Source organism: Actinomycetota bacterium (assembly GCA_030650795.1).
Taxonomy (GTDB): domain Bacteria; phylum Actinomycetota; class Actinomycetes; order S36-B12; family S36-B12; genus UBA11398.
Window position 1 is genome coordinate 356,068 of record JAUSDJ010000002.1, and the last position, 20,650, is coordinate 376,717.

General features: G+C 60.3%; 21 protein-coding genes and 1 tRNA gene. 3 read left to right on the forward strand and 19 right to left on the reverse strand.

Going from position 1 to position 20,650, the window contains the following annotated elements:
• Nucleotide 1: 1 nt before the first annotated feature.
• The 6 genes from Q7L55_01820 to Q7L55_01845 form a co-directional block, all read right to left on the reverse strand.
• Entirely contained in the window at nucleotides 2–925 is a 924-nt protein-coding gene (locus Q7L55_01820; GenBank protein MDO8731303.1) for a hypothetical protein, read from the reverse strand.
• Entirely contained in the window at nucleotides 925–2,379 is a 1,455-nt protein-coding gene (locus tag Q7L55_01825; protein ID MDO8731304.1) for a metallophosphoesterase, read from the reverse strand. Before Q7L55_01825 ends, Q7L55_01820 begins: the two co-directional genes overlap by 1 nt.
• Before the next feature lie 76 nt (nucleotides 2,380–2,455).
• Nucleotides 2,456–3,670, reverse strand: a complete 1,215-nt coding sequence (locus Q7L55_01830; protein MDO8731305.1) for a hypothetical protein — start codon at nucleotides 3,668–3,670, stop codon at nucleotides 2,456–2,458.
• A gap of 96 nt (nucleotides 3,671–3,766) precedes the next feature.
• The gene (locus tag Q7L55_01835; GenBank protein MDO8731306.1) at nucleotides 3,767–5,896 is read right to left on the reverse strand and encodes a transglycosylase domain-containing protein; all 2,130 of its coding nucleotides are present in this window, start codon (nucleotides 5,894–5,896) and stop codon (nucleotides 3,767–3,769) included.
• A gap of 74 nt (nucleotides 5,897–5,970) precedes the next feature.
• Nucleotides 5,971–6,267, reverse strand: coding sequence for a hypothetical protein (locus Q7L55_01840; GenBank protein MDO8731307.1), 297 nt, complete (start codon nucleotides 6,265–6,267; stop codon nucleotides 5,971–5,973).
• A gap of 209 nt (nucleotides 6,268–6,476) precedes the next feature.
• On the reverse strand, nucleotides 6,477–7,835 hold the full coding sequence (locus Q7L55_01845) for a hypothetical protein (protein MDO8731308.1): 1,359 nt from the start codon (nucleotides 7,833–7,835) through the stop codon (nucleotides 6,477–6,479).
• A 195-nt stretch (nucleotides 7,836–8,030) separates the two neighbouring features.
• Here Q7L55_01845 and Q7L55_01850 point away from each other — a divergent pair, with 195 nt between their 5' ends.
• Nucleotides 8,031–8,342 carry a hypothetical protein gene (locus Q7L55_01850; GenBank protein ID MDO8731309.1) on the forward strand — a complete coding sequence of 104 codons (312 nt, stop codon included), beginning with the start codon at nucleotides 8,031–8,033 and terminating at the stop codon, nucleotides 8,340–8,342.
• Between the two features lie 103 nt (nucleotides 8,343–8,445).
• Here Q7L55_01850 and Q7L55_01855 read toward each other — a convergent pair.
• A tRNA-Pro gene (locus tag Q7L55_01855) sits at nucleotides 8,446–8,519 on the reverse strand.
• Nucleotides 8,520–8,716: 197 nt separating this feature from the next.
• Between Q7L55_01855 and Q7L55_01860 the strand changes: the two genes are divergently transcribed.
• Together Q7L55_01860 and Q7L55_01865 are read left to right on the forward strand one after the other, a co-directional pair.
• Nucleotides 8,717–9,385, forward strand: a complete 669-nt coding sequence (locus Q7L55_01860; GenBank protein ID MDO8731310.1) for a class I SAM-dependent methyltransferase — start codon at nucleotides 8,717–8,719, stop codon at nucleotides 9,383–9,385.
• Nucleotides 9,386–9,395: 10 nt separating this feature from the next.
• Entirely contained in the window at nucleotides 9,396–9,956 is a 561-nt protein-coding gene (locus tag Q7L55_01865) for a YkgJ family cysteine cluster protein (protein ID MDO8731311.1), read from the forward strand.
• A gap of 7 nt (nucleotides 9,957–9,963) precedes the next feature.
• Here Q7L55_01865 and der read toward each other — a convergent pair whose 3' ends face one another.
• The 12 genes from der to Q7L55_01925 are packed head-to-tail and all read right to left on the reverse strand — an operon-like array spanning nucleotide 9,964 to nucleotide 20,640.
• Nucleotides 9,964–11,463, reverse strand: a complete 1,500-nt coding sequence (gene der, locus Q7L55_01870) for a ribosome biogenesis GTPase Der (GenBank protein MDO8731312.1) — start codon at nucleotides 11,461–11,463, stop codon at nucleotides 9,964–9,966.
• A gap of 18 nt (nucleotides 11,464–11,481) precedes the next feature.
• Complete coding sequence (locus Q7L55_01875; GenBank protein MDO8731313.1) at nucleotides 11,482–12,048, reverse strand: hypothetical protein; 567 nt, start codon at nucleotides 12,046–12,048, stop codon at nucleotides 11,482–11,484.
• Nucleotides 12,045–12,749, reverse strand: coding sequence for a (d)CMP kinase (gene cmk, locus Q7L55_01880; GenBank protein MDO8731314.1), 705 nt, complete (start codon nucleotides 12,747–12,749; stop codon nucleotides 12,045–12,047). Before cmk ends, Q7L55_01875 begins: the two co-directional genes overlap by 4 nt.
• A 2-nt stretch (nucleotides 12,750–12,751) precedes the next feature.
• Nucleotides 12,752–13,852 (reverse strand): prephenate dehydrogenase, encoded by a 1,101-nt coding sequence (locus tag Q7L55_01885; protein MDO8731315.1) that lies wholly within the window; start codon nucleotides 13,850–13,852, stop codon nucleotides 12,752–12,754.
• A complete protein-coding gene (gene aroH / locus Q7L55_01890) occupies nucleotides 13,849–14,211 on the reverse strand; it encodes a chorismate mutase (protein MDO8731316.1) in 363 nt (120 codons plus the stop codon). Before aroH ends, Q7L55_01885 begins: the two co-directional genes overlap by 4 nt.
• A gap of 3 nt (nucleotides 14,212–14,214) precedes the next feature.
• The gene (locus Q7L55_01895) at nucleotides 14,215–14,946 is read right to left on the reverse strand and encodes a pseudouridine synthase (GenBank protein MDO8731317.1); all 732 of its coding nucleotides are present in this window, start codon (nucleotides 14,944–14,946) and stop codon (nucleotides 14,215–14,217) included.
• Complete coding sequence (gene scpB / locus Q7L55_01900) at nucleotides 14,946–15,572, reverse strand: SMC-Scp complex subunit ScpB (protein MDO8731318.1); 627 nt, start codon at nucleotides 15,570–15,572, stop codon at nucleotides 14,946–14,948. The genes Q7L55_01895 and scpB overlap by 1 nt, the downstream gene beginning before the upstream one ends.
• Entirely contained in the window at nucleotides 15,565–16,452 is an 888-nt protein-coding gene (locus Q7L55_01905; GenBank protein MDO8731319.1) for a segregation/condensation protein A, read from the reverse strand. The genes scpB and Q7L55_01905 overlap by 8 nt, the downstream gene beginning before the upstream one ends.
• 11 nt (nucleotides 16,453–16,463) lie before the next feature.
• A complete protein-coding gene (locus Q7L55_01910; GenBank protein ID MDO8731320.1) occupies nucleotides 16,464–17,312 on the reverse strand; it encodes a ParA family protein in 849 nt (282 codons plus the stop codon).
• A 51-nt stretch (nucleotides 17,313–17,363) separates the two neighbouring features.
• Nucleotides 17,364–18,287: a site-specific tyrosine recombinase XerD gene (xerD, locus tag Q7L55_01915; GenBank protein MDO8731321.1), complete on the reverse strand. Its 924-nt coding sequence runs from the start codon at nucleotides 18,285–18,287 to the stop codon at nucleotides 17,364–17,366.
• A complete protein-coding gene (locus Q7L55_01920; protein MDO8731322.1) occupies nucleotides 18,284–18,985 on the reverse strand; it encodes an NUDIX hydrolase in 702 nt (233 codons plus the stop codon). The genes xerD and Q7L55_01920 overlap by 4 nt, the downstream gene beginning before the upstream one ends.
• A complete protein-coding gene (locus tag Q7L55_01925; protein MDO8731323.1) occupies nucleotides 18,985–20,640 on the reverse strand; it encodes a CTP synthase in 1,656 nt (551 codons plus the stop codon). The genes Q7L55_01920 and Q7L55_01925 overlap by 1 nt, the downstream gene beginning before the upstream one ends.
• Nucleotides 20,641–20,650: the final 10 nt, after the last annotated feature.

Sequence of the window (20,650 nt, forward strand, 5' to 3'; positions counted from 1 at the left end):
CCTAATGGAGCGATGCTGCTTCCGCATCGGATACGCGACGAAAACTGCGGACCGCGGGTAGGTACTCAAGCAGCCACCACGACACTGCGTACATCGCAATGGCCACAACAATGCCGTAGACGGCTGCCATCAGGCTGTGCTGATGCAGAACCTGGGTCGCAGTAATGATCAATGCGGCCAAGACCACCACTCCGAGCGACCACCACCGCCTCTCGCGGCGTACCCATGCGATCGCCAGAGTGACAGACCAGGCGACATGCACGCTAGGGAAATCGCCGTAGTCAGGTATCGAGAACATGTGCTCATCCATGTATCTCATCCATGACCAGAGGAAGTTGCTGTAGGCGTCTTGGCTGAGCACGATCGTGTTGACATCAGTTTGGAACAGAAAGAAAGTACCGATCGCCGTACTAACGCAGAGCAGTCCGGCGACCAGAACGGTTCGCAGATGCCGGTTGAGGAGACGGAGTGCAAAGAAAGTGACGGTCGATACAACCCACACGTACGTGAAGAGATACGGAACTATGAAGGCAGGAATAGTGGGAACGAACTGATCCCAATGCCCTCGCACTGAGTGACTCCCGTACAGCGGCGCGTTGGCAGCGCCGTAGGCGGTCATCAGCATTGGCAGTAATACAAGGAGCACGATGTTCGTCCAGCCAATCCCGGTGATGCGACCGCGAGTTGTCAGGCCGCTCGCGTCCCCTCCATAGCGCAGGCTCAACAAGATGTAGGTCGGCAGCGCAATCAAGAAGGACAAGCCTTCTGCTGCCGTCAGCAGCCAACCAGTGTTCAGCGCAACGGCAGCCCAAGCGCCCACAGCCATAAGGGCAAACACGACCCAGGTTGCGATACGGCCAAGTGATGTTGTCCGAGCCGTCTCGTATCCGAGCCCCGGAAATGCTGTCTGATGGTCCTGGTGCATTAGTGCGTGGTGTTCGAGCAGAACAGCCGTCGCTGGTCCACGCCGCACCTGGCGTATTGCGTGCCTGAGTCGTCGAGCATTGCCATCCTCCACGAACCTGCCTTGGCGTTTGGATAGGCCATCGCGTAGCCAAAGCGCGCGTCAACCCACGCATACGCCGGTGCCGGATATGCCTGATCGGCACCGACCACCTGACCAGTGGTGGGCAGTGCATAGCCGACAGCCGGATCGAGCAGGGTGCCGCCATTGCCGAGCACCAACTGCCCCGGGAGCCCAGGCAGCTGCACCGCCTGAGCGAGGTGTATGTGCGAGGACGAGACGAGATCGAAGTTGCCGAGCAGCCCGAATGCAGCGGCAGCCTGGTCGCGGGAAGTCCAAGGATCGAAGGCCTTGCCGGGCTTAGCGAAAGTGCTGGAAACGAATGCATACAGCGGGCGGTGCGTGACCAACCAAGATTCACGCCCGCTTGCTGGCGCAGCGAGCCTGGCCGCTTCCTGGTATGCCGGTCGCTGTACTGCCGCGTACGCCGTCACCTCCGTGTCGCTTCCGCCAGCGGTGTCCACTATCGCCAGCCGCAGTGTCCTAGTGGGGTTCACCTGCAGGTCGATTGCGTATGTCGGAGTTGGGATTGTTGGCGCCGCCTCCAGTCCCTTGCTCTTGACTACCGGAGCGCAGGTTGACTCTGTTCCCTGGCGTGGGTCAAAGAGCAGGAAGTAGCCGTTGCCCGCCCGATTGCAGGCCTCGTGATTGCCGCGCGTGACGACCAGCGGTGCCGTTTGCAGCACGGGCGCCATGGGAAGCAGCACATCGGCGATCCACCCGTAGGCACTGTCGGTAATGGGCAGGCTGCTGATCGGCGCCGGGCTGGAGCCGCACTCGTCATCGTCAACAGATGGGCAGGGCGCCTCGCGATAGAAGAAGTCGCCGTTGAAGACGATCGCATCTGGATGCTGCATTGCCATGCTGCGCCCCAGGCGCGCCAGCGGCCACTGATTCACGTCAGCGCAGTCCTGAACCTCCCCGACCACGATGCGGCAGCCGGAATCGCCAAACATCGCCAGCTTGGCAATGTGATCGGGCATGTGCGCGGGAACCGTGTGGCCACCGATGCTCGCCGTCACGACACCAATGGGCACCGGTGCCGAGCACACGAGTATTGATGCGAAGGCTGCACCTGTCGTTGCTGGCGCATTGCGCGGAATCATGGGGATAGCGCGATGCGCGCGACTTCCAGAGTCACCTGTAGTGATGTCGAGCGTTGGACAAGTGGAACCTGCCGGCACCACAGCCCGGACCACAAGGCCCGAAGGCGTCTGGCTGACCGGCGCCGCCAGAGCGTACGCGGCGATCACCCCATGGTCGGGAACTGCGCTTGCAACAACGGCCCCGGCGACCGCGCCGAGAGCGAGTCCGACCGACACGGTCATTGCACCGAAATGAGTCACGCGAATCATGTGCAGAGGCTACTGACCGACGGGCGGCAATTCTTGAACAGCACCGCACGTAGCTGGCCCACTGCCAAACGGAACTCTAGGCACCGAACCAGACGGGCATTCGACCGATCATTACCGTGGAGCCGCCGGTTACCGCGCTGCACACGTTGAGGGCGTCGCACAAACGTGTGGCGTAGGCGGGCACGAGGAATGCGCTCTCGGTACCCGCACTCATCCAGGCGACTTCGGAGAGCACTCCTCCTTTGCTGATGTGGCAGACCCTCACAGTTGCGCTCGTGCATCCCACGGTCGCCTGCGCGAGCCAGGAGTACGTGGTCTGATAGGCGATCGCACCCAGGGTGCCATCGAACAGTGTGACGCCAAGGAGATCGGTCGGCGGCGACCATGAATACCAGTAGGTGCGAGCAAGTCGCAGGCGGATGCTGTCGAGATACGTCTGCGCGACATCCGCCGCAGCAGGTGCTCCCTCCACGTCAACATCCGGATAGGCAGTGCCTGGCCCCTTGATCCCGTAGTTGATTTCGGTGTCCCAGAGCGGTCGCGCAGGCGCTTTCGCCGCCTTGAGTCGCGCCCGCGCACGCGCGACGTACGCCTCGCGAATCGCAGGTGCTGCCGTACTTGGGCCATAGGTATGGATCGCGAACACATCAACGGGCCAAGCTAAACGCTTGAGCTCATTGAGATACTCGGGGAAGAACCGACTGAACGAACTGGTCAGCCTTATCGTGCTGCTGGCTGCGATGACCTTCGCGGTGGGGTCCAGTTTGCGGATGATCCGCTTGGCCTCCAGAGTCAACGTCGCCATCTGGCGAGTTGTGCCCTGCCAAAACGTCGGGAGGTTCGCCTCATTCCAGATCTGATATGCATCGATTGAGCTGCCGTGGCGTCGCACGACGGCAGTCACCCACGTCCGCCAATCAGCCAGATACTTGGGATTCGATGCAGCACCCTTGTTCGGGTAGCTGCCCTGATACGTGTGGGTCGCCGCCCACTTCGGCGTTGAGCCGAGCACGTAGACGATCTCCGCGTGCTGGGCTTTGGCAGCCCCGATCGCCCGATCCAATCCAGCCCACCAGTAATGACCACGGCTCTGCTCTACCAAGCCCCATGCGATACCTGAATCCCAGAGCCGGATCGATCCGTAGGAGACGGTCGGCACTGCCCCATTGGCGATCTGCGGCACGTGCAGACCGAAGAGTCGGCCGTCGACGTAGGTGTCGGCCTGTGCAGTCGCAGAGCCGCCGATGCCCACGGCAGCAAGAACACACAGCAGCACAACGAGTCGTCTCAATTGTCTGCTCCATTGCGTGGGCTCGCGTAGATGCGCACCACCGAGAGAGCTGCCAGCTCAACCATGAAGGAAGACTACGCACGCCGAGTGAAGGGGCTATTGGGCGAACAGGTGCACGACTTCACCCTTGCCGACCTGTACTCCCGGTCCGGGAACGGTTCTTTTCACGACAGCAGTGCCCGCGGTAGTCGTCGATTCGGGTATCAGTCCGGCATCCCCAATTGCTGCGGCAGCATTAGCGAGCGTCAGACCCGTGACGTCAGGAACGACTCTGCTCAGGGAGGTTTGCTCCGCAAGCAGATACTCGCTGTCCAAGGAACCCACCATCGGCTTCACGGGCAAGCCTCGATGGATAGCCGTCATCGTGTCGACGAAGACCGCAGCTGGGATCGTGCCTCCGTAGACGCGTGAGTAGCCCAAAGTATTGACCAGCGGGTAGCGCGGTCCTCGAGGATCCGCAACCATGACGACCGTCGCCCAATCGGGGGTATAGCCGGCAAACCAGGCCGAGGCCACGTCTTGCGATGTCCCGGTCTTTCCGGCTACGGGTCGGTCGGGGAGCCTCGCGGACTTGCCTGTCCCCTCCCCCGTCACCTGCTCAAGGGTCCACGTGACTGCACGAGCAGCTGCAGGGGTGAGCACCTGCTCACATACCGTTGGAAAGTCACGGCGCCCGGCCGGAGTTGTAATAGACGTGACGAATGTTGCAGGGCATGCCAGTCCGTTGGCCGCCACCGTGGCGTATGCCGCTGCCATCTGAACTACGGGGATCTCGCGCGCACCGAGAGTGAAGGATCCCTCGTCGTGGAGCACCGCTCTGGGACCGGTTAAGGGAATCGCAGTGGCACCCATGCGGGTGGCGAGATCAGCGATACGGAGCACGCCTACACGCTCCTCCAGTTGGACGAAGGCCACGTTGAGAGATCGAGTGGTTGCCTGCACGATCGAAACATTGGATGCCGGCGAGGTGTTGTAGTTGTGAAATGCACCTGAGGCGGGGTTCGCCATAGTCGGCGAGGTGTAACTGGTGCCACCAGGCAGGACTGTGGTCAATGGGATTCCGTCGGACACCGCGCGCGAAAGAGTGAAGAGTTTCATGGTGGATCCTGGCCCCGTCACTGGAGCCGTGCCCAATGGTAATTCTGTCTTTCCGCGGCCGCGCCCGAAGTCCTTGCTCAGTGCCAGTGCGGCCACCTGTCCAGTGCCAGGCTTCACGACAGCAACCACTGCTGACACCCTGTGCTGAGCAGGCACATGGGCGCGCGCGGCGGCACGTGCCGCTAGCTGTGCGGTGGGAATCAATGCGGTGCGGATTACCAAGCCGCCTCGCGTCCAGGCTGCATCTTGCTCTGCCTGCGTGCTTCCCAAGATCTTGTCATCCTTGAGCTGACGCAGCACGGCATCGCAGTAGGTCCCCGAGCCGCCGCTTGCTGCTTCGCATCCGCGCCCTGGGTATGTGGCTTTCAAACCCAGCGGCTCTGCCTGAGCCTGCTTCGCGTCGATCGCACTGATGTCACCATTGGACTCCAGTCGGTCAAGGACGAGATTGCGTCGCGCAAGTGCGCCGTCTGGGTTTCGAATTGGATTCAGCAACGACGGCGCTTTGAGTATCCCGACTAAAGTCGCAGCCTGGCTCAGACTCAGACTCTTCGCGTCGCGCGAGAAATAGCGGCGGGCTGCCGCTTCGATGCCGTATGCGTCGGATCCGAAGCTCACAACATTCAAGTAACCCTCAAGAATTTGCTCCTTCGTCAGCCTGCGCTCAAGAGCAACCGCCTTGACGACCTCGGTCAACTTGCGTGAGATCGTGCGTTCGGTGGCCTGTCGCACCAGCTCAGGATCTCCAGAGAGTTCAGCCTTCAGCAGGCTGACATTCTTGACGTATTGCATGGTGAGGGTTGATCCGCCCTCCTGCGAGGAAGTTCCGGCGTTATTGCGCAATGCACGGAGCAACCCGAAGATGTCGAATCCATGGTGCTGATAGAACCGAACGTCCTCTGTTGCGACGAGCGCTTTAGGCACCCACGGTGAAATCTCGGCCAAGGCGACTGGCTTCCTGTCATAGGAAGCGAAGCGGGCAATTTCGGTGCCGTCGGCAGCGAGCATGACGGACTCGCCAGGGAGTTGCAGGTTCAGGAAGTCGCTCAGCAACCCGTCCACCTGGGCGGACACCGCACGGGTTCCAGCCAGCACCGGCAGCATCAGACCAGCGATGAGTGCGCCCATGACCGCCAGGCTGACTGCGAAGTCGCGCCATTGCGGCCGATGAGGCCGACTCACTGGCAAGAATCGGGGAAGCCTCACGGATGTGTCGCTTCCACTTTGAGATGCACATACGCAAGGACGGTGGCCCAAGGAAGGCTCGCCGTCAGCGACTGAACATCAGTGGTAGTCAGGGAGATCCAGTCACCCTTGAGTTGTGCTGCGATGCTCGTGGGCTCGTCTACCGTGAGTTTCCAGCCCTTGCTGAGCAGTTGGGTGCGGTAGTTGCTGACTGGGTTACTCGCTGAACGAATCGCCGCCTGCCAGCCCTGAGCACCACGGGATTCATAGTCAATAACGGAGTCATCAATTACACGCTCGCCGGATGCCGTCACTAGCAAACCGTCGAGAATAGGCCTCGGCTGCGTGGACGTACTCGCCGACGACGACGCAGACGGTTGTGCGGACTTCGAGTTAGAGATGGTGGGTATCGACGAACTAGTCCCGGATCGTGATGATTGCTCCGACACAGCGGTGCAGGCACTCATGAAGACCGTGACGATGGCGGCAAGAGCGACGAGGACGGTCAGTCGACTGGAGCGTGTCATCGCGCGCCCGTTGCTGTTGGGCTAGGCACCGGCGAACCGGTTGGCTCGACGGATGGCACATCGGTCGGCGCTGCTGATGGCAACTCTGAAGGTGCAGTCAAAGGCTCAACGGGAACATACGCGTACCAGGTGTCCAGCGAGATCTTGCGCCGGTCGACTGCAGCCTGCAATGCGACGGTCGCCTTCCTGCGTGCATCGTCATATCTAGCCCAGGCCGCAAGTGCTGCCCGCGTCTGTGCATCTTCGAGGGCGTGTGTGTGCGCATCCACCGACCACGCAAGCCACGAGGCCAATTGGTCCGCCGCGGTGGTGAAGGCGCCATCGATCCGGCCCTGCAACTCGATCCCTGGAAGTGCCGGGTCGAATGCAGGCGCTACGGTGCCCGCAAATGACCATCCACATCCAGGTCCCACCGTGTCCGGACGAGCAAAATAGGCAGTGGCTGTGGTCGGGAAATGTGGGGAAGCCGGCGGCGCGGCTCTAGGTCGTTTGACCGCGGGCGGCACTATTTCGGCTGGATCAACGAGAACCGGTATGCGACCAATCGGAATTTGCTCTACGTCCGTCGTATACGGGTTGAACGTGACGTCAGGGATCGCGAAGACTGCCAGCTTTGGCCACGCTCTCGCCTCGGGGGCCGCCCATTCGACGGTCGCTGATAGGTCAGGCACCTTCGGACCACCGGGCTCTGGGGTATCGATTGGAACCGCGGGGTGCCATGGACGGTAGCCCGGGCGCCAGGGATTGCGTCCCGTATCTGCGTCCGGGTCGCTCAGGCATTGCGAGGCGGTGCGTTCCACCACAGTGGTGGCGATCAATTCGAGAGCCTGCGTCGACGCACTGTACGAGGCCTGAAGCACGCTGACGAGCACATCCTCGTGTCGAGCAATGACCCACGTCACCGGAACGTCAGTCCGGCGCAGGGCCAACGATGTGGGCGTTGAATCGACAATGCGGAACTGGGTGCAGCCAGAGAGTTCGGCAAGTTGCTGCTGCCAAAGTCTCGCGCCGTCGCCAGCGCTGCCAATCACGGTTGCCACTTGAGTGCCATCAGCGGTCACGCCGAAGCCCTTCCAAGGCCCCTCAGGTGGTGCACCGCACCATGAAGGCCAGTTGCCAAGATCCGTGGCTGCTCCGACGCTGGCAAGCGCCGCTTCCATGTCTTGCACTCCGGGCGGACGCGCACTCGCTGGCGTGACCGCCAGTTGTGTCTCCGGACGCGCCAACGACGGCTCGACTGACACTTCGGCAGCACCCGATGAGCCAGAGGCTAGAGGGCCCACAAGCAACAACACGGCCACTGCGTTGATCGCCAATAGCCCGCAGGCGCCACTGACGACGACGATTTTCCGCATGATCCCGCTAGCGTAGGTCGCCACCACCGAGCGCGTCGCCAATAGCCCTGCGCGCGTGGCGAGGGCTTGCCGGTCACTCGTTCATCTCCGTGCCTTCAACATTTGCGCCGACGCAATTGAGAAAGTCCCCGTCGCCGGGCCGTGACCGTGTAGCGTCCCGCTCGAGCAGCATCCAGGGACTTTGATGGAGGAACAATGAAGCGCACTCTTGCAGTGACCATGGGCCTTGCCCTTGCGCTGACACTCGCCGCATGCGGGGGCAACAGCAGCGACGCTGGTACGATCCCTGATCGCGATGCGCTGATCGCGGATCTGCGCGCTGACGGCGAGAAGAACGGTGCGCCGACTGAGCAGATCGATTGCGTTGTTGACGCGATTTCGGAGCTCGACGCTGCGCAGCTGCAATCGGTCAAGGACGGGACGCCAGACGCGGCGACCCTGGCGGTCATGACGGCAGCTTCGGACAAGTGCATCCCGAAGGATTCCCCATCACCGGCGGCCTCCTAGCAGCTGAGGTCAGCTCAAAGCTCGGCAAGGTGCGCCGCCTAGACCCATAACGGCGCCTCGAGTGGTGTGGAGCGGCCGCGGATCGGTGTGCGGAGGAATTGAGTCGGGCTGGCAGGATTCGAACCCACGACCCCTTGACCCCCAGTCAAGTGCGCTACCAAACTGCGCTACAGCCCGAGCACTTACCCCGTGAGGGATTTATGCACTTGCGAACACTAGTCGTCGCGTCATTTGGGTGGAGCACCACCTGTGGCACCACAGACGCAACAGTGGATCCGCGCAAAGCCGATGGAAACTCCAAACTGTTCGCCACAATTACTAGGCCGTGAGTGGCTACCATTCCGCAGCGAACGCACCTAGAGCTAGGAACACCGATGAAGCATGCCGCCCGTCTCGTTCCGTCACGCTACGTGCCGGCCGCAAGAACGATGAAGCGTTCAGTTTCAAATGCATTTGCCAAATCACCACTTGGCGCTGCCGTAGAGGCGAAAAAATGGGCTGATCGTTGCTACGACATGCCAGCACCGCAAATGGTGAAGTGGTCTGTTCTCACACGGTACGGCCACCCCTTGGGAACTTGGGTTGAAACTGGAACCTACCTAGGTGAAACGACAGCATTCCTTGCGGGTTCAGCCAATCACGTGTACTCCCTTGAACCTATGCCGGATCTGGCTCAAGCAGCAGTTGAACGATTCGGCGGCATTGCAAATGTCACGATCATTCAAGGACTGTCCGAAGACTGCTTGCCCGAAATCCTCGACGGGATTGCAGGTCCCGTTTCATTTTGGCTCGACGGTCACTTTTCGAAGGGCAATACCTTCCAAGGCCCATCGGATACCCCAATCCGAGCAGAACTTGCAGCCATCGAGCCCCACCTTCCCCGCTGGGACTCGGTCACTGTGCTGGTCGATGACGTGCGCTGTTTCGACCCCTCAAACCCAAACTTTGCCGACTACCCGACTCGCGGATGGCTCGTGGATTGGGCAGAACGCAATAACTTGAACTGGCTCATTGAGCACGACATCTTTGTGGCCCGCAGGTAGACAGCTGGCCGTGAGAGTCGACAACAGCGTTACGCCGGCCGTCCCCGCGGGCAATTTTCTGGTCTGGTTGGGCGAGATCAAGCACGCAATTTCAGATGGCGCAGATTCTGAGGTGCCGTGCGGAACATGCAGTGCCTGTTGCCGTTCTTCACAGTTCATTCTCGTTGCCGACACTGATGCAGCCGCTCGTTCGGTCATTCCTGCGGACCTCCTGTTCGCGGCTCCGGGCCTGGCTGCTGGCAATCACATCATGGGTTACGACTCCCGCGGCCATTGCCCGATGTTTGGCTCAGATGGCTGCTCGATCTACTCGAACCGACCACAAGCCTGCCGCGCATACGACTGCCGCATCTTTGCTGCCACAGGTATTGAAGTTGCGGCGGACGGGCACACAGAGATCGCTGCGCGGGTTCAGCAATGGCAGTTCGACCTTGATGCCGAGGGCGAGTCGGCCCTGGTTGATATCAGGGCCGCAGCCTCGTACGTCAGTCAGAATTCGGCATCGTTGGGCATTGGTACAAGCGCGACTGCGATTGCCATTGCGGCAATCACGATGGCAACCCAGCGGTAACTGCTTGTTACTTGCGCACTCGCTTTTCGCGCACGCGCATCAGGATGCGTATCGGCGTGCCTTCAAATCCGTACTCTTCACGCAATCGGCGCTCAAGGAAGCGGCGATAGCCGGCCTCAAGGAATCCGGTGGTGAAAAGCGCAAAGGTTGGCGGGCTGACTGACACCTGAGCGCCAAAGAGAATGCGTGGCTGCTTGCCACCACGGATTGGGTGCGGATTGGACTGCACGATCGAACCGAGGAACTGATTGAGGCGACCCGTTGGAACTCGCGTTTCCCAACCCTTGATAGCTGCTTCCAATGCAACCTCAAGGCGTTCGATATGTCGGCCGGTCTTGGCCGAGACATTGACATGCGGAGCCCAGGGCACCTGCACCAGATCGCGATCGATCTCGCGCTCCAAATAGGTGCGGCGCTCTTCGTCGGTGAGATCCCACTTGTTGTAGGCGATGACGATTGATCTTCCCGCTTCTTCGGCCAGCGCGATGATGCGAACGTCCTGCTCGCTGATTGGCTCGGAAGCATCGATCAGAACAAGTGCCACTTCAGCGCGATCAAGAGCAGTCTGGGTGCGCAGGGTTGCGTAGTACTCGTGGCCACTTGCTTCTTTAGCCCTTCTGCGGATGCCGGCAGTGTCAACGAACCACCACCATTTCTCCTTCAGCTTCACGAGCTCATCGACAGGATCAACCGTGGTGCCAGCAACGTGATCGACCACTACGCGATCAGAACCAGCCATCGCGTTCAGGAGGGATGACTTGCCAACGTTTGGCTTGCCAAGCAATGCCACCCGACGTGGGCCCGCACTGCGCATCCGGCCTTTACCTTCGGCGGGCAGGATGTTGACGATGGCGTCGAGAAGATCTCCGGCACCGCGACCATGCTGGGCCGAAACCGGGATCGGCTCGCCAAGTCCAAGTGACCACAGCGCTGCTGCTTCATTCTCCAGGACGGCATCGTCAGCCTTGTTTGCAACGAGCAACACCGGCTTGCCCGACCTACGCAAGACCTCAACAACGGCCTCGTCTGTGTCGGTGGCTCCAACAGTGGCATCAACGACGAAGGCAACCGCATCAGCGTCGTTGATCGCACGCTCGGCCTGCGCCGCAATTTGGGCAGCCATGCCCTTGACCTTGCGATCCCAACCACCGGTGTCGATAACGATGAAGCGCTTGCCGTTCCAGTCTGCTTCATAGGTCACTCGATCGCGTGTGACACCAGGTATGTCTTCAACCACGGCCTCTCGGCGTCCGAGTATGCGATTGACGAGAGTCGATTTGCCGACGTTCGGTCGGCCCACGACAGCAAGCACAGGCCAGCCTTCTTGGCTGGTCTTGTCAGTCAGGTCAGCAAGATCGTCGTCGAACTCGCCAAACTCAGCGCGCGCAGCTTGCAGGGCACGATCAAGGGCAGCGAGATCCTCGCCTTCCTCAAGTTCAGAGTCTTGCCCCTCTTCGAGAACGAGATTTTCGTCGTCTCCATCGATTGCAACCCAGGAGTCGCTCATCCTTCACTCACTCTCGTTTTAGGCCTGCGCATCCGCGCGAGCCTGTCGCACCTGCTCAGCAACCTCTTGGACGGTTGCGAGCGCACATGGATCGCCTTGGACTGCAATCTCGATAGGTGCTTCGAACACGATACTGATAGGCGATCCGGGCTTTGGCGGGTCGGTCCGCACTCGGCCACCGGCCCCGGTCACACGTACCGGCACAATCGCAGCGCCGCTGGCGGCGACCAAATAGCCCAAGGGCGGGTGTTCCCCCACAAATGCGACTGATCCACCAGATTTCAGCACGCTGATTGCTTCCTCTGCGGCACCAAAGCCGAAGCCCTCCATGCTGATGTCGCCGGCCAGAATCTGCGAGCGGCCAAGAAAAACCTTGTTGAGTGCTCCGGAGACAATGAACTGGACAGGACGTGGCGCAACCGCCTTCAAGGCCGGACCAGACAGCAGTTCATCGCCCTCAATATGGAATATGACCGGACCAGAGGCGGGCACCAGGGACTGCCCGGAAATTCGCAGTCGATAGATGAACTTCAGCGCAGATGCCGAAAGAGAATCCAGCATCCCGTTCTTAGAGGTCCTGCTCATCGTGCAGCTTCCTTGGCGTAAGAGACAACCTTGGCGATGACCTGCTCGAGGGTGAGCGCACTGGTGTCGAGTTCGATCGCATCTTCTGCTTTGGTCAACGGTGAAGTCTCACGCGAAGTATCCAGCTGATCGCGCATAGCCAGCGCTGCTTGCGTTGCTTGCACCGCATCAGCGGCCACCATTCCCCCATCCGCCTGCTCCAGCGCGCGGCGCTGGGCGCGAACTTCGGGGTCGGCAGTGAGGAAGATCTTCAAATGCGCATTGGGCAAGACGACAGTCGTGATGTCGCGGCCTTCGACAACGATGCCAGTTCCAGAACGCATTGCAAGTTGCGCGGCATCTCGCTGCTTTTGCACCAGGAGTTGACGCACCTTCGGCACTGCACTGACGGCACTGACAGCGCTGGTGATTCTGTCCTCGCGGATTGCGTCACCGACATCGGTGCCATCAACCTCGATTGTTGGCTGATATGGATTCGAGCCACTCGCGATGTCGGGCTTCTTGGCGAAGCTGGCGACGGCATCAGCATCATTGGGATCAATACCGGCATCGAGAACAGCCCAAGTCATCGCCCGATACATGGCACCTGTGTCGAGATAGTGCCAACTCAGTCGAGCAGCAGTGCCGCGGCAAACGCTCGACTTACCCGAGCCGGCAGGACCGTCAACAGCAACAACAAGCGGTCGAATGTCGTTCGTCATATTCAGCTTCCCCGAACGTCAAAGCCGCGCTGCTGCAGAGCTTCTACCAAGAGATCCGCGGCCTCTGGCTTGACAGCCAGTTCCACTCGCCCGCTTGGACGACCGAGCACATGCTCGATCCGCACATCTTCCAGATTGATGTCGGCTTCGCCAGCGGCGATGAACAGCCGGGCGAGTTCACCTGGCTCATCTGCGACTACGACGGTGACTTCGCGGTAAGGCGAGTCTGGTGAACCGTGCTTGCCCGGAATTCGCATGCGTCCGAGGGCACCTGCACGAAGGGTGGCATCAATTGCGTGTTGATGATCGCGATCACCGGCTGCGAGTTCTTGCAGGGCACGCAGCACTTCTTGCAACTCGAACACCACTCCGCTGAGCACCTCAGAGACAGGACCAGCGTTCTCACTCAGAATGTCGAGCCACAGAGCGCTGTCAGAAGAAGCGATGCGAGTCATGTCGCGAAGACCTTGACCGGCTACGGCGATATGAAGTTCCTTGGCAGGCAGCAACTGCGCAGCCAGTGCGCTGGATACCACCTGAGGAGCATGCGAGACCAAGGCCACTGCGACGTCATGCTCACTAGCAGCCATCTCAATTGAGATAGCGCCGCATGTAGCAACAAGTTGTTGAGCGCGCTTGACATGCTCGGTGTCTGTTTCGAGGGTAGGAGTGAGAATCCACAGTCGATCGTCAAAGAGATCCGCACGCGCTCCCTCGGCGCCGGAAACCTCGCGACCGGCCATTGGGTGACCGCCGACGAGTCGCGAAGAATCTGCTCCGGCGAACAGCGCCTGACGCAGGATGCCTGACTTCACCGAGGTGACATCAGTAATTGTGGCTCCGGGAAATTCCTTGCTGGCCGCAGCAATCACCTGTGGCGCTGAACTTGGCGGCACAGCAACGACAACAAGCTCAGGAGTTCGACCGTTGAGCTCCGATCCAGCCGCCATCTCGATGGCTGTCGCGAGTTGATGCGCATCCTCATCGCGCAAGAACACGTCGACGCCAGCGCGAACAAGAGCTAGGGCAATTGAAGTACCAATCAGTCCGGTGCCAACAACCAATACCGGCCCGAGAGTCGCATTCGGCAAGGCCTGCGTCACAACTGTGTGTCCGGGCGAAGAACTTCGGCGCCGCGAAGGTAGACATGCACGATCTCGGTACGCGGGCGATCAGTGTCGACGTGGAGCATGACGCGTACTACTCGTTCAAGCGCACCTTCCACGTTGATTTCCTGAGCGCACATGAGCGGAACGTCGGTAAATCCAACTTCACGGGCGGCCTTGGCCGGGAATGCGCAACGAAGGTCGGGGGTGTTGGTGAACAGCACACTGATCACGTCATCTGGCGTGATGGCATTACGTTCAAGGATCATGCCCAGCAGCTCGCCGACGGCTTCCTGCATCTCGTCAGCATCATCTCGCTGCAAGCACACGGCTCCCCTGATTGCGCGCATCGGCAAAGCCTACAGACCAACGGCCGTGTAGAGCGCCCGTAAGTCAGGACCAGTCAGCTCGCGCATCTGCCCGGCCTTCAGGTTGCCCAGGTGCAAGGGACCAATGCGGGTGCGCACCAGTTCAACCACAGGATGTCCAGCCTCGTCTAGTAGTCGGCGCACGATGCGGTTGCGGCCCTCATGGATCACAAGTTCAAGCATTGAGCGATCCTTGGCCTGCTGCACGATGCGAACCGAATCGACCTTCATCGGCCCATCGGCAAGCTCAACTCCCTCGCGCAGCTGCCGCAAAGTCTGAGTACTGACCTGTCCGGTCACCGTTGCGACATAGGTCTTGTCCACCCCGTGCGCGGGATGCACAACACGGTTGGCTAGTTCGCCATCGTTGGTCAACAGAAGCAGACCTTCGGTCTCAGCATCCAAGCGCCCCACGTGGAACAAGCGCTCGGGCCGATCCGCCACGAGATCACCCACGCATGGCCTGCCGTGTTCGTCGCTCATCGTTGAAACTACGCCGCGCGGCTTGTTCAACAGGAGCACGACATTGCCAGGTGCAGTTGGAACTCGTTGGCCGTTGACGTGCACGATGGCGGTCATCGGGTCAATGCGCATTCCCTGCTCGACCACGAGTTCGCCATTGACTTTCACGCGACCCTTTGCGATCAGCTCCTCGCACCGGCGGCGGCTGCCTATGCCTGCTTGCGCAAGAACTTTCTGCAGACGGATCTCGGTCTCACTCACTAGTCACCCGTTGCCACAGAATCCAGAACCTCTTCAAGGTCGGCGAGGTCTGGAAGATGTTCGGCCAATGGCGGCAGATCGTCCAGCGAGGCGATGCCCAAACGCTCGAGGAAGGTCGAAGTCGTGCGGTAGAGGATCGCCGATGATTCGTCTTCATGACCGGCTTCCTCAATGAGCCCGCGAGTCACCAGGGTCCGGATGACCCCATCAACGTTGACTCCACGAACCGCGCTCACTCGACCACGGGTCACTGGCTGGCGGTAGGCGATCACGGCCAAGGTCTCAAGAGAAGCCTGCGTGAGTCGAGCTTGCTGACCATCGAGCACATAGCGCTCGACAAGGGGCGAGCATTCGCTGCGGGTGTAATAGCGCCAGCCGCCAGCGACTTCGCGCAAATCAAATCCCCGCACTGATGCGTCATATTCCGCTGCCAAGGCCCTGACCGTTTCCTCAACCTCTGCCGTTGGTTGACGAGTTGCCTGGGCAATGGACAGCACAGACATCGGCTCATCGGCGAGCAGCAGCAAGGCCTCGATCGCGGCAGCCAGACTCGGCGCACCCAGACTGTCGGAATCTTCCAGCTCCTGGAAGGGCTCGATTTCTTCTTGCACGCCTTGGTCAGTCATCGACCAACTCCTTCATTTCAACTTCAGTCTCTTCGGTCAAGGGCGGATGATCGATCTCTCGTTCGACATCAAATTCATCGGCGACGCTGATCTCACCCTCGTCGGATCCTGTCCAACGAATGGTCAGGTCGCCCAGAGGTGTGATCTGCTCGAATGCCACAGCTCCCTCGCGATACAGCTCAAGCAGTGCGAGGAAGCGTCCGACAACGAGCAAGGTGGTGTCACAGTCGGCAATGAGCGCGCGGAATGTGCTGGTGCGTTGGCGTCGAAGCCGATCGACCAAGATGTCCGCTTGCTCGCGCACATTGACTCGCTGCACATGTGCGTGGGCCATTGAGACTTCTTCAATTGGCTTGGGCGCCAATGCCCGGGCAGCCAGCGAAGCGAACTGATCTGGACCTAGCCCCAACAACACTTCGGGCAGCAATGCCGCGAACTGCGGCTCCAAGCCGACGGTGCGTGGATAACGACGATTCGCTGTGGCCATGCTCTCGGCAAACAGGCCCGACACCACCTTGTAGGCGCGGTACTGAAGCAGGCGTGCGAAGAGCAGATCGCGCGCCTCAAACAGTGCAAGGTCTTCCTCGTCCTCGACTTCACCCGATGGAAGAAGTCGCGCCGCCTTCAGATCAAGCAGAGTTGCTGCCACGACGAGAAAGCTGCTGGCTTCATCCAGATCCCAGCTTTTTCCTTGGCCTCGGATGTAACCGATGAATTCATCAGTCACCAAGTGCAAGGACAGATCAGTGACCTCGAACTTGTGCTTGGAGATCAGCGACAACAAGAGATCGAAGGGACCTTCGAAATCACCGACTCGAACAGAGAAGCTTTCCGGGGCGGTTGACTTTGCAACGGCTGGCGCAGTGACGTCATCGGCCAGCCCGGCTTCGGTCACCGGGCCAGAACCTCCCGCGCCAACTGGCGGTAGGACTCTGCGCCCGCACTGGTCGGGGCAAAGGTAGTGATGGGTTCGCCAGCAACAGCCGCATCTGGAAACTTCACTGTACGGTGGATTGCTGTCTGGAACACCTGATCGCCAAAAGCCTGACGCACGGTCTGCAGCACCTCGCGGCTGTGCAAAGTGCGCGGGTCGTACATCGTTGGCAGCACACCGATGATGGTGAGTTCTGGATTCAACCGAGCTTTGACCTTATTGATGGTGTCCTGCAGGAGTGCAACACCGCGCAGGGCGAAGTACTCAGTTTCCATCGGCACGATCACACCTGTGCTGGCCGTCAACGCATTCAAGGTCAACAGGCCAAGTGAAGGCTGGCAATCGATCAACACGATGTCGTATTCGGGCAGCAGCGGCGCCAGCGCACGCCCGAGGGCGTACTCGCGACCAACCTCGCTGACCAGTTGCAGTTCTGCCGCGGAGAGATCGATATTGCTAGGAAGAAGATTGAGGTTCTCGACTTCGGTGGCGAGCACAACTTCACGAATATCGCACTCGTAGTCAGTGAGCACGTTGTAGATCGTGCGGGTCATCTCATTGGGATTCACGCCGAGCGCGACAGACAGCGCGCCCTGTGGATCGAAATCCACCAACAGGACTCGACGGCCGTATCCAGCCAACGCAGCGCCGAGGCTGACCGTCGACGTTGTCTTGCCCACCCCGCCCTTCTGATTGACCATCGCAATGACCCAGGCCGGGCCGTGAGAGGTCAGTGGCGTTGGTTCAGGGATGGACGTCGCGTCTGGCGCAGGGTCTCCCGCTGCCTCCAGCACTTCCGAATCCATAGCCATCCTCTCGATCGTGCACGTTCTAGGAAGCCCTCAGCCTAACGGCCCTTAGCCCTGAGCTCGTGGATGACTCGTGGCATAGACCTCACGAAGAGTGTCTGGGGTCACTGCCGTGTAGATCTGAGTGGTCGTCACCGAGGAATGCCCGAGCAGCTCTTGCACCACGCGGACATCAGCGCCGCCCTGGAGCAGATGGGTGGCGTAGCTGTGCCGCAAGGTGTGCGGACTCACTTCGACTTCCAGCTGGGCCTTCTCGGCTGCCTTGTGGACGACGGCGTAGGCGCTCTGACGGGACAGGCGCGCGCCCCGGGCATTCAGGAATACCGCGTGATTACCTCGGCCCCGGATGAGCAAGGCGGGGCGAGCGCGAACCAGATAATCGCCCAGGGCTGAGACCGAATAGCCCCCCAACGGCAGCAGGCGCTGCTTATCCCCCTTGCCCGTCACAATGAGGGTGCGCTCCTCAAGTTTGAGGTCATCGATATCGACATTGACGGCCTCGCTGATGCGCACGCCAGTGCCATAGAGCAATTCGACCAAGGCACGATCCCGAAGCCCAGCCGGAGTGCTGTCGTTGCCCGTTGCCTGCAAGAGCCTGCTGACCTGTTCGTAACTCAAAGCCTTCGGCAAGCGCTTCACCGCGCTGGCTGGAGAGATGCGCTGGCTCGGGTCTTGGCTTGTGAGCCCTTCTTCAAGTGCGAATCGATGGAAGCCGCGAATGGCGACCAGCACCCGACCAGCACTGGCAACCGCCAGCGGAGCGCCAAGACTTGGGTCGCGCAAACTCGCAGAAAAATCCGAGATATCAATCTCGACGATGGCATCCGCCGAGGTGATCCCTCTCGCCTGACACCAAGAGAGGTACCGGTCCAGATCGCGTCGGTAGGCGGCCAAGGTGTTCTGCGACAACCCGCGCTCGATGGCCAGGTGATGGAGATAGGTGCGGATCGATTGATCCAGCTGCTGACTCAGGAGAGTCCTGGTTTCTTGAAATGTTCGGCGACTCGACCAATCGCCAGCAAGTGATCGCGCATCCGCCAGGGCTCAGTTGCCGGCCGCAGCGACTCCCAGCCACCAGCGCGAGCAGTCCATGCGGCGAGGATCCCCACCACGGCAGATGGTCCGCTGATTGCTCCGGAAAGCACAAGATCCTTGGCTTCATCCAGGCTCACCCAGACTCGGGGCAGATAACCCTCTTCGGCTTCACCTGTGTGCGGACGACCGCCATCCATCGGCGATACCTCGCGCGCCAAGTAGATTCGAATGGCTTCACTCGAGCCGCCAGGCGAATTCACGAAGTCGACAAGAGTGTCCCAGCGGTCAGCTTGGTAACCAGATTCCTCAGCGAGTTCGCGTACTGCCGTGTTCAAAGGCGGTTCGCCAAGGTGGTCGAGCAAGCCCGCAGGAGGTTCGAAGATGTACTGGCCGATCGCGTGACGGTATTGCCGAATCAGCAGCACCTGATCGTGTTCATCCAGAGCCACGATCACCACAGCGCCAGGGTGTACCAAGACGTCGCGGTTGATGACTTGACCATCGAAATCAACGGTGTCGGTGCGAACAATCCAAACCTTGCCAGCGAAGTGCTCGACCGAGTGCATCGTGCGAAAGGGCTCACCACCGTCAACGACGGGGCCGTCCCAAGTCTCTTCGGCGAAATCCGCAACCATCAGGCGTGAATGGCAGTGCGCTGTCGCGCTCGATCCAAGGCCGCGGCTGCGAGTCCGGCAAACAGCGGATGTGCTCGCGTTGGGCGCGAGCGGAACTCCGGGTGCGCTTGAGTTGCGACGTAGTACGGGTGCACCTCTGCTGGCAGCTCGACGAATTCCACGAGTCGGCCATCAGGAGAGGTGCCAGAGAACACCAATCCGGACTCTTCCAGGTGACCGCGGTAGTTGTTGTTGACTTCGTACCGGTGACGGTGCCGCTCATCGACATACGGTGCGCCGTACACGCCAGCGACAACGGATCCCTCTTGCAACTTGGCCGGATACAGACCAAGGCGCATGGTTCCACCCATGTCTCGTTCGCCCGAGACAACCTCGCGCTGATCGGCCATGGTGGCAACGACGGGATGCGGAGTGGATTCATCGAATTCCAGTGAGTTAGCGCCTTCAAGGCCCGCAACATTGCGTGAGAACTCGATCACCATGCACTGCAAACCCAGGCACAAGCCAAGGGTCGGGATGCCATGAGTGCGGGCGTACTTCAGCGCACCGAGTTTGCCTTCAATGCCGCGAACGCCGAAGCCGCCGGGAACGCAGATGCCATCGAGTTCTTCGAGCACCTCGCGTGCACCCTCTTCGGTGCTGCAGTCATCGCTGCTCACCCAGCGAATGTTCACCTTGGTGTCGTGATGGAAGCCGCCGGCGCGTAGCGCCTCGGTCACCGACAGATAGGCATCGGGAAGATCGATGTACTTGCCAACGAGCCCGATCGTAACTTCATTGGTTGGACGATGCACTCGCGTGAGCAGCGCATCCCAAGCCGTCCAATCGACATCGCGGAAGGGCAAGTCCAAACGACGCACGACGTAGGCATCCAAGCCTTCACTGTGCAGCACCTTTGGAATGTCATAGATGCTTGGCGCATCGACTGCGGCCACCACTGCCTCAAGATCAACGTCGCACATCATTGAGATCTTCCGCTTGATGGCGGAGGGCACCGGTCGATCCGCGCGCAAGACGATGGCATCAGGCTGGATACCGATATTCCGCAATGCAGCAACGGAGTGCTGAGTTGGCTTGGTCTTGAGCTCACCTGAAGGGCCGATGTAGGGCAGTAAGGAGACGTGCAGGAAGAAGACGTTTTCGCGGCCGATCTCATGGCGGACCTGGCGCACTGCCTCAAGAAATGGAAGTGACTCAATGTCACCAACGGTGCCACCGACTTCAGTGATCACTACGTCGATGTCAGGGCCAGCCATTCGCCGAATGCGCGACTTGATCTCGTTGGTGATGTGCGGGATGACCTGAACGGTGTCACCCAGATACTCCCCGCGCCGCTCCTTGGCAATGACCGACGAATAGATCTGGCCAGTTGTGACATTTGCCGAGCCGTGCAGGTCGGTATCCAGGAAGCGTTCGTAGTGACCGATATCGAGATCGGTCTCTGCCCCATCGTCAGTCACGAAGACTTCACCGTGCTGGAAAGGGTTCATCGTGCCGGGATCGACATTCAGATATGGATCCAGCTTTTGCATTGTGACCCGCAAGCCACGATTGGAAAGCAGATTACCCAGACTTGAGGCGGTGAGGCCCTTGCCGAGTGAGGAGGCGACGCCCCCAGTAACGAACAGATGCTTGGTTTGCCGGGGGGCACTCATGGAAGGCCAG